Here is a 13,760-nt window from a genome sequence, read left to right as displayed (position 1 = left end):
AGCCTGCCGGTGCCGGTGGTGATCGGCTGCATCTTCGTCGTCTGCGTGCTGGTCTTCCGCCGCGGCATCGTCGGCGAGTTGCTGCACTGGCTCAAAAGCCGGGCAAAATGAAAGGGTGGTGGGCGACGTCGGCGCAAGTCCGCACAAAAAGCCGAAGCCAAGGCCGGCCGCGCCGTCATCGATCGGATGAGCAGCCTCGGCTTCCCGCCGAACCGCGTCAGCCCTTTATGGCTCCTTTCGGACCCGCGCGGTATGATCGGTGCCCGGCTTGTGAGAGAGCATCGATGCGCATACTGGTTATCGAGGATGCCGAGGACTTGGCCGACGCGGTCGTCGACAGCCTGCGCGGTCTCGGGCATGCCGTCGATTGGGCGGCCGACGGACATCAGGCCGAGGATCTTCTCCGCACCGAGACCTATCAATTGGTCATACTGGACGTGATGCTGCCGGGACCGGACGGGCAGGCGCTGCTGGGCCAGCTGCGCCGTCGGGGGAATCGGACGCCGGTGCTGGTCACCACGGCACGGTCGCAGATCGACACCAAGATCCACATGCTCGATCTCGGCGCGGACGATTACATCGTGAAGCCGTTCGACCTGCGCGAACTGGAGGCGCGGTGCCGCGCCCTGCTGCGCCGGTCGCACGGGATGGCCTCGTCCGAGACCGTCATCGGCAATCTGGCGTTCGACACGGCGCGGCGGACGGTCTCCATCGACGGCCGACCCCTCGACCTCAGCGCGCGGGAGTTCAGGCTGCTGGAACTGTTCCTCGGCAACATGGGGCGCGTGCTGACCAGGACCGCGCTCATCGACCAGCTCTTCGACCTGGAGCAGGCGGTCACCCCGAACGCGGTGGAGATGTCGGTTTCCCGGCTGCGGCGCAAGCTGGAGGGCGCTTCGGTGGTGATCCGCACCGTCCACGGCGTCGGCTATGTGGGTGAAAAGCAAAATGCCGAATGAGGGGCGCGCCGTGGCGGGAGGCTCGCTGCGCCGACGCCTGCTGACCCGGATGTTCGTGGTTCTCGGCGTCGTGACGCTGATCCTGTTCCTGTTCGTCCGCACTTACGCGCGCGAGGCGGCGGACAGTGCCTATGACCAGCTCCTGTCGGCCTCCGCCCTGTCCATCGCCGACGCCGTGCGGGTGGAGAACGGCGCCATCACGGTCGATCTTCCCTATTCCTCGCTCAGCGTTCTGGGCACGGCCCGGCACGACCGCGTCTTCTACAAGGTGATGGCGCCGGGCGGCCTGATCGTCACCGGCTACGAGGATCTGCCCGGCGCCACGGTGCACGACGACACGCCGGTGTTCCAGAACGCCGTCTACAGCGATGCTCCGGTGCGGATCGCGGTCACAGGGCGTTTCATCAGCGGCGTGGCGCGGTCGGGATGGGTGACGGTGGTGGTCGCCCAGACCCGCGAGGCACGCGATCTGCTGGCCTCCCGTCTGGTCGCCAACTCCTTCGCCCCCATCGCCTTCGCCGTGGTCGTCGGCGCCCTTCTGCTCTGGTTCGGCGTCCGTCAGGCGCTGGCGCCCCTGGGCCTGCTTGAGTCGCTGATCCGCGCCCGGCCTCCACAGGATTTCTCCCCGATCGACGCCCCGGTGCCGACCGAGGTCGGGCAGCTGCTGGCCGCGATCAACCAGCTGATGATCCGCTTCAAGGCCAACCTGGATTCCACCCAGTCCTTCCTGGCCGACGCGGCGCATCAGATCCGCACCCCCCTGGCGGCACTGCGGTCGCAGGCCGAACTGGCGCGGCGCGAGGCGGATGTCGAACGGCTGCGGAACCGCGTCGAGCGCATCCACCGCAACGCGGTCGAGGCGAGCGAGCTGACCACACAGCTGCTCAATCATGCGACCGTCGTCCATCGTGCCGAGGCGGTCCAGCCCCAGGTGGTGGACCTGGACGCGCTGCTCCGGCAGATCGTCCAGCAGATGGCCGGCCGGCCCGACGCGCCCCCCATCGCCCTGGCGCGCGAGCCGGCCGAGGGGGACGCGCTGCTGCACGGCGACCCCGTGACCCTGCGGGAAGCCCTGACCAACCTGCTCGACAATGCGGTCAAATACGGCGGTGCCAACCCCATCGAGGTGCTCGTGCGGCCGGGAACCGGCGATTTCGGCCCGCTGGTGGAGATCGCCGACCGCGGTCCCGGCATACCGGACGGGGAGAAATCCAAGGTGTTCGAGCGCTTCAGCCGCGGGCGGCTGTCCAAGGGGATCGCCGGCAGCGGCCTCGGCCTTTCCATCGCCGCCGCGGTGGCCGAGGCGCACAATGCGGCCCTGTCGCTGCTCGACCGTCCCGGCGGCGGGCTGGTCGTCCGGCTGGAATTCCCGGCTCCCGCCCAGCCCGGCGAGGGAACCGCGAACGGCGTCCCGGCCGGGCGGCGCCTGCTTCCCCTGATCCTGTTCCTGTTGCTGGCGGGAGCGTTGACGCTGACCGCCGCCGGGCCTGCGTGGGCGCTGGAGCCGGTCGTCTATCCTGCATCCGCAAGCCCCACCCCCGCAGGCGGCACGGAACGCCTGCGCATCGACGCGGCGACCGACCGGCCGGCGATCGAGCCGCTGATCCGGGATTTCCAGCGGGAGAACCCGACGGTCACCATCGAATTCCGGGAGATGAACACCGGCGAGCTGTACGATTCCGTCGTCAAGCGGGCCGCCGGCGACGTGCCGGACCTCGTCATCAGCTCCGCCTCCGGCCTGCAGGTGAAGCTGGTCAATGACGGGCATGCGCGCCGCTACAGCTCCCCGGCGACCGAGGCGCTTCCGGACTGGGCGAACTGGCGCAGCGCCGCCTTCGGCTTCACCCAGGAGCCGGCGGCCATCGTCTACAACCGCGATCTGGTGCCGGCGGAGGACGTGCCGCGTTCCCGCGAGGATCTGATCCATCTGCTGCGCGACCGCAAGGAGCGCTACCGCGGCCGGGTGGTGACCTACAATGTCGAGGAGAGCGGCATCGGCTATCTGTTCGCGACTCAGGACTCCGTCCTGACCAGCCAGTTCTGGCAACTCGCCGACGCGCTCGGCGAAAATCAGGCCAGGCAGATGTGCTGCACATCGGACATGGTCGACGCCATCGAGCGGGGCGAGACCTACATCGGCTACAATCTGCTGGGCTCCTACGCGCGGGAGCGGCAGATCCGCGGCGCTCCCATCGGGATCGTCCTGCCGTCCGACTACACGCTGGTCATGACGCGCGTCGCCCTCATCCCGCAGCGGGCGAGCGCTCCCGACTTGGCCGGGCGTTTCATCGATTACCTGCTGTCGGAGCGCGGGCAGTCGGTGGTCGCCGGCAGCACCGCCTTCTACTCCATCCAGCCGACGGTCGGCGGTCCGATGTCGGCGACCCATCTGCAGGAGGAGATGCGCGGCCCGACGCAGCGGATCGGGCTCGGCCCCGCCCTGCTGGTCTATATGGACCATCTGAAGCGCGCCCGCTTCCTCCAGCAGTGGAAGGCGTTCCTGCATCAGCCGTGAGGGCAAAGAAACGGCGCGGGCAAAAGAATGGCCCGGGGACGACCCGGGCCAGTTCGTGCCGATGCGGGACCAGCCGGGCGGTCAGCTTCCCGGCAGCGAATGGACGTTGGCGATGAACAGGTCCTGCCAGCTCGCCGGCCTGGTCTTGATCGAGCCGACGCGGCCCATGAAGTTGGCGAACTGCATGACGCCGTTGGGGGTGGTCGAGAATTTGGTGTCCGGATCCTTGATCATCCGCTCGACCTCCTCGGCCGACAGCTTGGCCTTGGCCGACTGGACATAGATCGTCGCCGCGCGTGCCGGCTCGTCGGCGATCAGCCTGTCTGCCTCCTCCAGCGCCGCGAGGAAGGCGGCGGTCAGCTTCGGGTTGGCGTCGATGAAGCGCTTGGGCGCATAGACGAGGTCGAGCGAGATGTTGCCGAGCACGTCGACCGAGTTCATCACCCGATGCACCTGCGGGTTTTCCAGCTCCATGAAGGAATAGGGCGGCGAGCCGAGATGGCTGTTCACCTCGGTCTTGCCGGAGACGAGCGACGTGTAGGCTTCCGGATGCGGCAGGCCGACCGTCATCGGGTCGAGCTTGGCGTAATTGTCGTCGCCGAACTCCTTGGCGACCGCCATCTGCAACACGACCGCCGACAGCGAGGTCTTGATGCCCGGCAGGGCGATCTTGTCCTTCGCGGTGAAGTCCTTCAGCGACTTGATGCTGGGGTTGTTGGTGTTGAGGTACAGCGAGGTGGCGCTGAGCCCGGCCAGCCCCGACACCTCCAGCTTGGCGTTGCCCTTCACCTTCGCCCACAGCGTCAGGAAGCCGGGCACGCCGATGGCGGCGATGTCCAGATTGCCGGAGATCATGGCGTCGTTGATGACGTTGCCGCCGTCCAACTCCAGCCAGCCGACCTTGACGTCGCCGAGCCCGGCCGCCTTGGCCTGCTTCTCCAGGAGCTTTTCATGCTCCATGACGATCATCGGCAGGTAGAGGATGCCATAGCCCTTGGAGATGTGGACTTCCGGGGCTTCGGCGCGGGCCGGGCCGGTCGCCAGCACACCGGAAGCCAGGGCGACGAGCGCCGTCGCCAGGACGCCGGCCCGGCGCAGGGTCGCGAATGCGGTCATGAAGAGTCCTCCCATAGGAATTCTTGGCGAGCGGATCAGTGCTGCATGCCCCAGCGGCGGATGGTGCGCCGCTCGATGGTGGCGAAGACGCCGTTCTCGACGACGAGGCCGATCAGGATCACGGTGAACAGGCCGGCGAAGACGTTGGCCGTTTCCAGCTGGTTGCGGTTCTCGAAGATGTACCAGCCGAGCCCGCCGGAGCCGGAGCTGACGCCGAACACCAGTTCCGCCGCGATCAGCGTGCGCCAGGCGAAGGCCCAGCCCACCTTCAGGCCGGTCAGGATCGACGGGAAGGCTGCCGGGATCAGGATGTGGCGGACCAGCCCCAGGCCGCTCAGCCCATAGTTCCGGCCAACCATGCGCAGCGTGTTGGAGACGGAGCGGAAACCGGCATGGGTGTTGAGCGCGATGGCCCACAGCACGGAATGGACCAGCACGAAGATCACGCTGCCGGAGCCGAGCCCGAACCAGATCAGCGCCAGCGGCAGCAGGGCGATGGCCGGCAGCGGGTTCAGCATGGAGGTCATCGTCTCCAAGAGATCGGTGCCGATCTGCGAGCCGATGGCGACGGTGGTCAGCAGCGCCGCCAGCAGGATGCCCATGGCATAGCCGATCACCAGCGTCTGCAGCGAGACCAGCGTGCGCGCCGGGATGATGCCGTTGCCGAGGTCGGCGACGAAGGCCTGCAGCATCGCCGTGAAGGGCGGGAACAGCAGCGGGTTGTCGAGCCAGCGGCCGTAGACCTCCCAGATCACGGCGAGCGCCAGCAGGATCAGCCCCTTGCGCAGCAGCGGCACGCGATACAGCCGCTCCCACGCGCTCAAGGGCTTCTCGACATCGGCGATGACGGTCGAGCGGGAGACGTCGCGGACGATCTCCGGACGCTCGACGAGGATGGAGTGCATGGTGGATTCCATGGTCATGGCGGGCCTCAGTGGACGAACAGCATGTCGTTGATGCGGGCTTCCAGCTCCGCCTGGGCGGCGGTGCCGAGCTGCTCCGGCGGGATGCTGTTCAGTTCGGCCTTCACCTGTCCCGGATGCGGCGACAGCAGCAGGATGCGGGTGCCGACGCGGATCGCCTCCTCGATGGAGTGGGTCACGAACAGGACGGTGAATTTGGTGTCGTCCCACAGGCGCAGCAGTTCGTCCTGCATGCGGCGGCGGGTCAGGGCGTCGAGCGCGGCATAGGGTTCGTCCATCAGCAGGACGTCGGGCTCCATCGCCATGCCGCGGGCGATGGCGACGCGCTGCTTCATGCCGCCGGACAGCGTGTGCGGGAAGCTGTGCGCGAACTTCGCCAGACCGACCTTGTTGATGTAATGGTCGGTCCGCTCCGCCGCCTCCGCCCCCTTGGCACGGCCGCTGGTGGTCAGCGCGAACAGCACATTCTCGCGCACGCTCTTCCAGGGCAGCAGCTGGTCGAATTCCTGGAACACCATCATGCGGTCGGGACCGGGCTTGGTCACTTCGTGCCCGTTCAGCCGGATGGCGCCCTCCACCGGCTCCAGATAACCGCCGATGGCTTTCAACAGAGTGGATTTTCCACAGCCGGAGGGCCCAAGCAGAACATAGCGGTCTGATTTGAAGACCTGGAAATCGACCCGGTAGGTCGCGGTCACCAGATGATCCGTGGTCTTGTACTGCAAGGTGACGCCGGATACCTCCAGCAGCGGGGTAGCCGGAACCGTGGCAGCCACCGGATCGGCCGGGGTACCCACGGCATCCACAGGGGCGGGACGGACCGTCTGCGACGTCCTGCTCATCGTTTCCTCCAACACAGCCTGTCGTTTTGCTGATGCCGCGCATTGCGGCTCTTGCTGACAGTATGTGGGCGAAACCTGACAGCTTCCTGACGTGACCGGTGTCGTCAGGTCGGCGAGCGGGAGCCCTCCTGCAAGGCCTGACTCCAGCCATCAGGGCGAGGTGGAGAAGCTGCCTGCGATGATCGGCGAGGCCGGAGCCGGGATCGGCCCCCGGATCGATGCTGCAATGCCGAACGCCCGCACCCGGCGCTCGGCGGCAGAAACCCGGCAAGAGGCCTGCGAGGGCACACCGGGCCGGATCGGATCGGCGGCGCGACACGAACCTGAACCAAGCTTATTCCGGCCGCCGAACCGTCGGGGAAACGGAGCCCGCCTCCCATGAATGTGGGATACCCCATAGGTAGAACAGCTTATACACTCCCCCCCAATTTGGGTGAAATCGATGCCGTCGGGTCCATCCTGGCGGAGGCGATCGTCAACGGCGATTGAGCGAATGGGAGCGTCGGCACCATGACTTGGAAGGGGTGGCTGAGCGTCATTTTGAGCACGAGCAGCTTGACCAGCCTGTTGGTCATGAGCGGCTCGCTGTCGGCGCAAACCCTTCCGACCGGCGGGGGATTCGTGGCGGGAAGCGGCGGCATCGCCACCACCGGTGCGACCATGACCGTGACCCAGCAAGGCAGCCGTGGCATCGTCAACTGGGACAGTTTTTCCATCGGCCAAGGCGCCAAGGTCGCGTTCGAGAATGGCAGCGGCGCCACCCTCAACCGGGTCAGCGGCGGCAATCCGTCGGCGATCGCCGGTTCGCTGACCGCCACCGGTTCGGTTTATCTGATCAACCCCGCCGGGGTGGTGGTCGGCCCCACCGGCACCGTGACCACCGGGGGCAGTTTCGTCGCCAGCACCCACGACGTGCCCAGCGACGATTTCATGTCGGCCAAGCCGCTGACCTTCAAGGGCGACAGCACGGCCAAGGTGGAAAACCTCGGCGCCATCTCCTCTTCCGGCGGCGACGTCCTGCTGATCGCCCGCGAGGTGTCCAACAAGGGAACCTTGTCCGCGCCGAATGGAACCGCGGCCCTTGCCGGCGGACATGAGGTGCTGCTGACCGAGGAGGCCGACAGCCGCCGGGGACGGGTGCTGGTGCGGGCCGGAACCGGCCAGGTCGACAACCAGGGAACCATTGCCGCGGCCCAGGTGGAATTGCGGGCCGCCGGAGGCAACGTCTACGCCTTGGCCGGCAACAACGGCGGCATCGTCCGCGCCACCGGCAGCGCCAACCGTGCCGGTCAGGTATGGCTGACGGCCGGCGACGGGCATGTGCAGAACAGCGGCAGCATTTCCGCGGTGAATGCCGACGGCGACGGCGGTCGGATCAAGGTTGCCACCGACACCTCCCATGCGGCGATCAATACCGGGACGATTTCCGCCAGCGGCGCCACGGGCGGCAAGGTCAAGATGTCCGCGGGCCGGGTGTCCAGCCAGGGCAGGATCAAGGCGGATGGCGCGACCGGGGCCGGCGGCAAGGTCACGGTGAAAGTCGCCAAGACCTATGTCGATACGGCGGCGGCGGAAACGACGGCCCGCGGTGCGACCGCCGGCGGCAAGGTCGCCGTTACGGGCACGGCTGCTGATTCGACCCTGTTCACCTCGGGCACTCATGCCGCCACCGGTGCAACCGGCGGCGGCGGGAGCATCGACCTGTTCGCCGCCACCATCAATGCGGTGGGCGCGACGCTGGACGCGTCGGGTGCCACCCGGGGCGGCGGCATCCGGGTCGGCGGCGACTACCAGGGCTCCGGCGATATGCTGAAGGCCGGCACGGTGACGGTCACCGGCGGCACCACGATGCGCGCCGACGCCAGCGGTCCCACCGGCGACGGCGGCCGGATCGTCGTCTGGTCGGAAGACAGGACGTCCTTCGCCGGCGCCGCGTCGGCCCGCGGCGGCACGGTCCGGGGCGACGGCGGCTTGATCGAGGTGTCGTCCCACGACACGCTGGTGTTCGCGGGGCTGGGCGACGCCGGGGCCACCGCCGGCACCGCCGGTACCCTGCTGCTCGATCCCAAAAACATCGTCATCAGCAGCGCCAGCGGCGTCACGCCGCAATTCGACCTCATCGATCCGAACCCTGCGGCGTCAAACGCGTTTGGGGCCGGCGTTCAAGTTCTGTCCGGCGGCAACATCCTGGTGACGGCCTCGGGAGATGATTTTTCCGCGACCAACGCCGGGGCGGTCTATCTTTTCAACGGAACGACCGGCGCACTGATCAGCGCATTGTATGGCGCCATTGCCGACCAGGCCCTCGGCATTTCCTCCCCGACGACGCTGACCAACGGCAATTTCGTCGTCAAAAGCAGCGCCTGGGGCAGCGGCAGCGTGACGAATGCCGGCGCCGCCGCCTGGGGCAGCGGCGTGACCGGGGTCGCCGGTGTGATGTCGTCGAGCAACAGCCTGGTGGGGAGCACCTCCGGCGACGCGGTTGGCAACGTGGTGAACACGCTGACCAATGGCAACTATTTCGTCACCAGCTCGTCCTGGTCATACGGCACATCGACGTCGGCGGGGGCGGTGACCTGGGGGAACGGGACCGCCGGGGTTACCGGCGTGGTCTCCTCCACCAACAGTCTGGTGGGGACCACCGCCGGGGACAGGATCGGCTACAGCCCCCAAGCGCTGTCCAACGGCAACTATCTGGTGGTGAGCACCTATTGGACGAACGGCACGGCGGCGGGGGCGGGGGCGGTGATCTGGGGGAACGGCACAGCCGGCGTTACCGGCACCGTCTCCTCCTCCAACAGTCTGGTTGGAAGCCGAGCGGGCGATAACATCGGCCTGTACTACGGCACCCTGAGCAACGGCAATTACGTCGTCAGAAGCCCGTCTTGGTACAACGGAGTAACGTCGGCGGGCGCCGTAACCTGGGGGAGCGGCACCGCTGGGGTCACCGGCGTGGTGTCATCCACCAACAGTCTGGTGGGGACTTCCGCCAACGACAAGGTCGGCGTCTCGTTCACTGAACTGAGCAATGGTAATTATGTCGTCTCCACATCCTATTGGACCAACGGGGCGGTGGCGTCGGCCGGGGCGGCGACATGGGGGAACGGCACGGCGGCGATAACCGGCGCCGTGTCCTCTTCCAACAGTTTGGTGGGCAGCACAGCCAACGACAAGGTCGGTGGCACCGTTACCGTGCTGACCAATGGCAACTACGTCGTAAATACCTCCAGTTGGATCAATGGGGCCGCCTCCAGCGCCGGCGCGGTCACCTGGGGCAACGGGACCACCGGGGTCACCGGCGTCGTCTCCGACTCCAACAGTCTGGTGGGCAGCACCACCAATGACCGCGTGGGATCGAGCATCTCAATGCTCAGCAACGGCAATTATGTCGTGGGCAGCTCCAGTTGGTCCAACAACGGGACGGCATCGGCCGGCGCCGCGACGTGGGGGAACGGAACCACGGGCGTGACAGGCGTGGTTTCGGACACCAACAGCTTGGTCGGCAGTATGGCCAACCAAAAGATTGGCGCATCGGTAACGACATTGACCAACGGCAATTATGTCGTTACCAGCACCGCCACGTCCAATGGGGCGACCACCTACGCCGGTTCGGCGACCTGGGTGGACGGGACGCTTGGGTTGACCGGCACCGTGTCGACCACCAACAGCCTCATGGGGTCCAGCGCCAACGATGGGACGGGCTTTAGCACCACCGGCCTCAGCAACGGCAATTATGTCGTAGCCACCACCAGTTGGACGAACGGTGCAGCGACGTATGCGGGCGCTGTGACCTGGGCGAACGGCTCCACCGGCCTTACCGGCACCATCTCCTCGTCCAACAGTCTGGTAGGGACCACCGCCTCGGATCGGGTCGGCGTTGGGGTCGTGGCGTTGAGTAACGGCAACTATGTCGTCAGGTCCTCGACCTGGGCGTACAATGGGGCGGCATCCGCTGGCGCCGCGACCTGGGGGGACGGCACCGTCGGCGTGACGGGAACCGTGTCGTCCAGCAACAGTCTGGTGGGGACCACCGCCTCGGACCGGATTGGCACGGCTATCACCACGCTGTCCAATGGCAACTACGTGGTTTTTAGCTCCTACTGGGCGAACGGCGCGGCGGCGTCGGCAGGTGCCGCATCCTGGGGGAACGGCACCGCCGGGGTGACCGGCGTCGTCTCCGCATCCAACAGTCTGGTGGGGAGTTCGAGCAATGACAAGGTCGGCAACGGCATCACCACGCTGTCCAATGGCAACTATCTCGTAACAAGCACTTTTTGGAGCAACGGCGCCGCGGCGTCGGCGGGTGCCGCCGCCTGGGGGAGCGGCACCGCCGGGGTGACCGGCGTCGTCTCCGCATCCAACAGTCTGGTGGGGAGTTCGAGCAATGACAAAGTCGGTAACACTATCGTCAGGCTCACCAATGGCAACTATCTCGTAACAAGCACTTCGTGGAGCAACGGCGCCGCGGCGTCCGCCGGTGCGGTGACCTGGGGAAGTGGGACCGCCGGTGTCACCGGCGTGGTTTCGTCCACCAACAGCTTGATCGGCTCCTCCACCGGCGACAAGGTCGGCGCGAGCACCTCCACTTTGGCCAACGGCAATTATCTGACGCGGAGCAGCCTCTGGGCGAACGGCACGGTGTCATCGGCCGGCGCGGTGACCTGGGGGAACGGAACCGCCGGCGTGACCGGCGTCGTCTCGGCATCCAACAGTCTGGTCGGCACGGCGACCGGCACGATGCTGGCGGCTGCCGGCGCCGACGGAACGTATCTGGCCTATTCGAGCGTCCAGGGCGTCGGCGGCCGGGTGACGGTCGGGGTGCCCGTCAGCGCCCTGACCTATGCCACCGCGTCCGATCAGACCGTGACCATCCAGCCGGACGCGATCACCGCGGTGCTCAACACCGGCACCGCCCTGACCCTGCAAGCCAACAACGACATCACCGTCTCCAGCGACGTCATCGTCAACAATCCCGCCGGCAATGGCGGGGCCTTCACCCTGTCGGCCGGGCGCAGCATCCTCCTGGACGCCAACATCACCACCGACAACGGCAATTTCACCGCCATCGCCAACGCCAAGGCCAGCAGCGGGGTTGTGGACGCCCAGCGCGCCAGCGGCGCCGCCGTCATCACCATGGCGTCCGGCAAGACGATCAACGCCGGGACCGGAGCCATCACCCTGACGCTCGACAGCGGAGCCGGCAACACCAACACCACCAGCGGCGCCATAACCTTGGGGAGTCTGACAGGCGGGACCATCACGGTCGACAACGCCGGTTCCGACAAGGGCGACATCGCGATCAATTCCGGCGCGGTGCTGGCGGCATCGGGTTCAGGGGACGCGTTGGTGCTGGCGGCGTCATCGGGGGGGAATTTCGTCAACAACGGTGACTCCACCGTCCTTTCAACCCCGAACGGTCGCTGGCTGGTCTATTCCGCCGATCCGGCGCTGAACACGCTGGGCGGGCTGACCGGAGCCGCTCAGTACAGCATCACCTATTCGGGGACGCCGCCGGGATCGGTGACCGGCACCGGCAGCCAGCTGCTCTATTCAAGGGCCCCGGCCAGCATCCTGACATTCTCCGCGCTGGACGCCACCATCACCTATGGCGACACCCTGCCGACCTACACCTACAGCTATTCCGGCTTGACCGGGATGGATACGCTGAGCTCCGTGATCACCGGCACGCCGACCCTCAGTTCCACCGCGGTGAGCGGCAGCGGCAGCGGCAGCGGCGTCGGCACCTACACCATCACCATCGACCTGTCGGGGGTGTCGATCAACAGCGGCTTTACCAGTGCTTACACGCTGGGCTCGGTCACCGCGACGCTGACCATCGTCGCCAAGACGCTGACCGCCACCGGCGACCGGGTTTACGACGGCACCACCGACGCCTCGGGGCTGAGCCTCAGCGGCATCGTCGGCAGCGATGCGGTCAGCCTCGGCGGGACCGGTGCCGTGGCCGACAAGAATGTCGGCACCAGCAAGACGGTGACCGGCCTGTCGCTGGCGGGGGCGGGGGCCAGCAACTACACACTGGGCGGCGCCACACTCGACATCACGGCCAAGACGCTGACCGCCAGTGGCGACAGGATCTATGACGGCACCACCGACGCCTCGGGGCTGAGCCTCAGCGGCGTCGTCGGCAGCGATGCGGTCAGCCTCGGCGGCACCGGTGCCGTGGCCGACAAGAATGTCGGCACCGGCAAGACCGTGACCGGCCTGTCGCTGGCCGGGGCGGGGGCGAGCAACTACACGCTGGGCGGCGCCACGCTCGACATCACCGCCAAGACGCTGACCGCCACCGGCGACCGGGTTTACGACGGCACCACCGACGCCTCGGGGCTGAGCCTCAGCGGCGTCGTCGGCAGCGATGCGGTCAGCCTCGGCGGGACCGGCGCCGTGGCCGACAAGAATGTCGGCACCGGCAAGACCGTAAGCGGCCTGTCGCTGGCGGGTGCGGGGGCCAGCAACTACACGCTGGGCGGCGCCACGCTCGACATCACGGCCAAGTCGCTGACTGCGACCGGCGACAGGGTCTATGACGGCACCACCGATGCTTCGGGCCTGAGCCTCAGCGGCGTTGTCGGCAGCGACGCGGTCAGCATTGGCGGGACCGGCGCGGTGGCCGACAAGAATGTCGGCACCGGCAAGACCGTGAGCGCTTCCCATGCCTATTTATTCAGCATGGGATACCGCTTGCGCGGTGGGTTTCCCCATTCGGAAATTCACGGATCAATGCCTGCTCGCGGCTCCCCGTGACTTATCGCAACGTGCTACGTCCTTCATCGCCTCTCAGTGCCAAGGCATCCACCAGATGCCCTTCAGACGCTTGATCTCAACTCCAACGAAAACGCTTGCGCCACGCGCAGGAACAAGCCTGCTCGCGAGCTAGCCAACAGGGCCAGCTGTTTCCGCCGTTCGATGCTACTCCCAGCCAGGATTTCTCCCGGCCGAGGAGCGTCCTCGGTCACTTGCACTTCATCTTCACTTGTCCATGATCCCGTCCCTTGCGGGACACAATAATTCGCTTCCCATACCTATTTATTCAGCATGGGATACCGCTTGCGCGGTGGGTTTCCCCATTCGGAAATTCACGGATCGATGCCTGCTCGCGGCTCCCCGTGACTTATCGCAACGTGCTACGTCCTTCATCGCCTCTCAGTGCCAAGGCATCCACCAGATGCCCTTCAGACGCTTGATCTCAACTCCAACGAAAACGCTTGCGCCACGCGCAGGAACAAGCCTGCTCGCGAACCAACCGACAGGGCTGGTCGTTTCCGCCGTTCGATGCTACTCCCAGCCAGCCTTCGCCTTGTGAGCTTGAGCCGGCCGAGGAGCGTCCTCGGTCACTTGCACTTCATCTTCACTTGTCCATGATCCCGTCCCTTGCGGGACACAATAA

General features: G+C 66.8%; 8 protein-coding genes, 3 pseudogenes and 1 other annotated feature. Of the genes and pseudogenes, 5 read left to right on the top strand and 6 right to left on the bottom strand.

Going from position 1 to position 13,760, the window contains the following annotated elements:
* The first annotated feature begins 284 nt into the window (after positions 1 to 284).
* Positions 285 to 959, top strand: a complete 675-nt coding sequence (locus CRT60_RS19590; RefSeq protein ID WP_098738217.1) for a response regulator transcription factor — start codon at positions 285 to 287, stop codon at positions 957 to 959.
* Complete coding sequence (locus tag CRT60_RS19585) at positions 949 to 3,474, top strand: sensor histidine kinase (RefSeq protein WP_098738216.1); 2,526 nt, start codon at positions 949 to 951, stop codon at positions 3,472 to 3,474. Before CRT60_RS19590 ends, CRT60_RS19585 begins: the two co-directional genes overlap by 11 nt.
* Positions 3,475 to 3,555: 81 nt before the next feature.
* Here the strand turns inward: CRT60_RS19585 and CRT60_RS19580 are convergent, their stop codons facing one another.
* Genes CRT60_RS19580 through CRT60_RS19570 form a run of 3 tightly spaced genes read right to left on the bottom strand, consistent with a single transcriptional unit; the run spans position 3,556 to position 6,355 of the window.
* Positions 3,556 to 4,590: an ABC transporter substrate-binding protein gene (locus tag CRT60_RS19580; RefSeq protein ID WP_098738215.1), complete on the bottom strand. Its 1,035-nt coding sequence runs from the start codon at positions 4,588 to 4,590 to the stop codon at positions 3,556 to 3,558.
* Between the two features lie 35 nt (positions 4,591 to 4,625).
* Complete coding sequence (locus CRT60_RS19575; protein WP_098738214.1) at positions 4,626 to 5,513, bottom strand: ABC transporter permease; 888 nt, start codon at positions 5,511 to 5,513, stop codon at positions 4,626 to 4,628.
* 8 nt (positions 5,514 to 5,521) lie between these two features.
* A complete protein-coding gene (locus tag CRT60_RS19570; RefSeq protein ID WP_098738213.1) occupies positions 5,522 to 6,355 on the bottom strand; it encodes an ABC transporter ATP-binding protein in 834 nt (277 codons plus the stop codon).
* Between the two features lie 510 nt (positions 6,356 to 6,865).
* On the opposite strand from CRT60_RS19570, the pseudogene CRT60_RS37805 reads away from it, so the two are divergent.
* Positions 6,866 to 7,639, top strand: a pseudogene (locus CRT60_RS37805) (two-partner secretion domain-containing protein); the annotation flags it as partial.
* 5 nt (positions 7,640 to 7,644) lie between these two features.
* Here the strand turns inward: CRT60_RS37805 and CRT60_RS37155 are convergent.
* Together CRT60_RS37155 and CRT60_RS37150 are read right to left on the bottom strand one after the other, a co-directional pair.
* A complete protein-coding gene (locus tag CRT60_RS37155) occupies positions 7,645 to 7,902 on the bottom strand; it encodes a hypothetical protein (RefSeq protein WP_098738211.1) in 258 nt (85 codons plus the stop codon).
* Between the two features lie 240 nt (positions 7,903 to 8,142).
* On the bottom strand, positions 8,143 to 8,475 hold the full coding sequence (locus CRT60_RS37150; RefSeq protein WP_143273325.1) for a hypothetical protein: 333 nt from the start codon (positions 8,473 to 8,475) through the stop codon (positions 8,143 to 8,145).
* On the opposite strand from CRT60_RS37150, the pseudogene CRT60_RS37800 reads away from it, so the two are divergent.
* Positions 8,357 to 11,077: pseudogene (locus tag CRT60_RS37800) on the top strand (beta strand repeat-containing protein); the annotation flags it as partial. The gene CRT60_RS37150 and the pseudogene CRT60_RS37800 overlap by 119 nt on opposite strands.
* A 134-nt stretch (positions 11,078 to 11,211) precedes the next feature.
* Here the strand turns inward: CRT60_RS37800 and CRT60_RS37135 are convergent.
* Positions 11,212 to 11,736 carry a hypothetical protein gene (locus tag CRT60_RS37135; protein ID WP_143273323.1) on the bottom strand — a complete coding sequence of 175 codons (525 nt, stop codon included), beginning with the start codon at positions 11,734 to 11,736 and terminating at the stop codon, positions 11,212 to 11,214.
* Positions 11,737 to 12,064: 328 nt separating this feature from the next.
* On the opposite strand from CRT60_RS37135, the pseudogene CRT60_RS37795 reads away from it, so the two are divergent.
* Positions 12,065 to 13,015 (top strand): annotated as a pseudogene (locus tag CRT60_RS37795) (YDG domain-containing protein); the annotation flags it as partial.
* 3 nt (positions 13,016 to 13,018) lie between these two features.
* Positions 13,019 to 13,147, bottom strand: a sequence feature (23S ribosomal RNA rRNA prediction is too short).
* Positions 13,148 to 13,760: the final 613 nt, after the last annotated feature.

It is taken from the genome of Azospirillum palustre (assembly GCF_002573965.1).
GTDB lineage: Bacteria > Pseudomonadota > Alphaproteobacteria > Azospirillales > Azospirillaceae > Azospirillum > Azospirillum palustre.
This window is presented reverse-complemented; position numbering and strand designations above follow the sequence as displayed.

Bases quoted from the DNA above. Each gene is read 5' to 3' on its own strand.
- CRT60_RS19570 (WP_098738213.1), bottom strand. From the start codon at position 6,355: ATGAGCAGGACGTCGCAGACGGTCCGTCCCGCCCCTGTGGATGCCGTG.
- CRT60_RS19575 (WP_098738214.1), bottom strand. From the start codon at position 5,513: ATGACCATGGAATCCACCATGCACTCCATCCTCGTCGAGCGTCCGGAG.
- CRT60_RS37150 (WP_143273325.1), bottom strand. From the start codon at position 8,475: ATGAGGTCGAATTGCGGCGTGACGCCGCTGGCGCTGCTGATGACGATG.
- CRT60_RS19590 (WP_098738217.1), top strand. From the start codon at position 285: ATGCGCATACTGGTTATCGAGGATGCCGAGGACTTGGCCGACGCGGTC.
- CRT60_RS19580 (WP_098738215.1), bottom strand. From the start codon at position 4,590: ATGACCGCATTCGCGACCCTGCGCCGGGCCGGCGTCCTGGCGACGGCG.
- CRT60_RS19585 (WP_098738216.1), top strand. From the start codon at position 949: ATGCCGAATGAGGGGCGCGCCGTGGCGGGAGGCTCGCTGCGCCGACGC.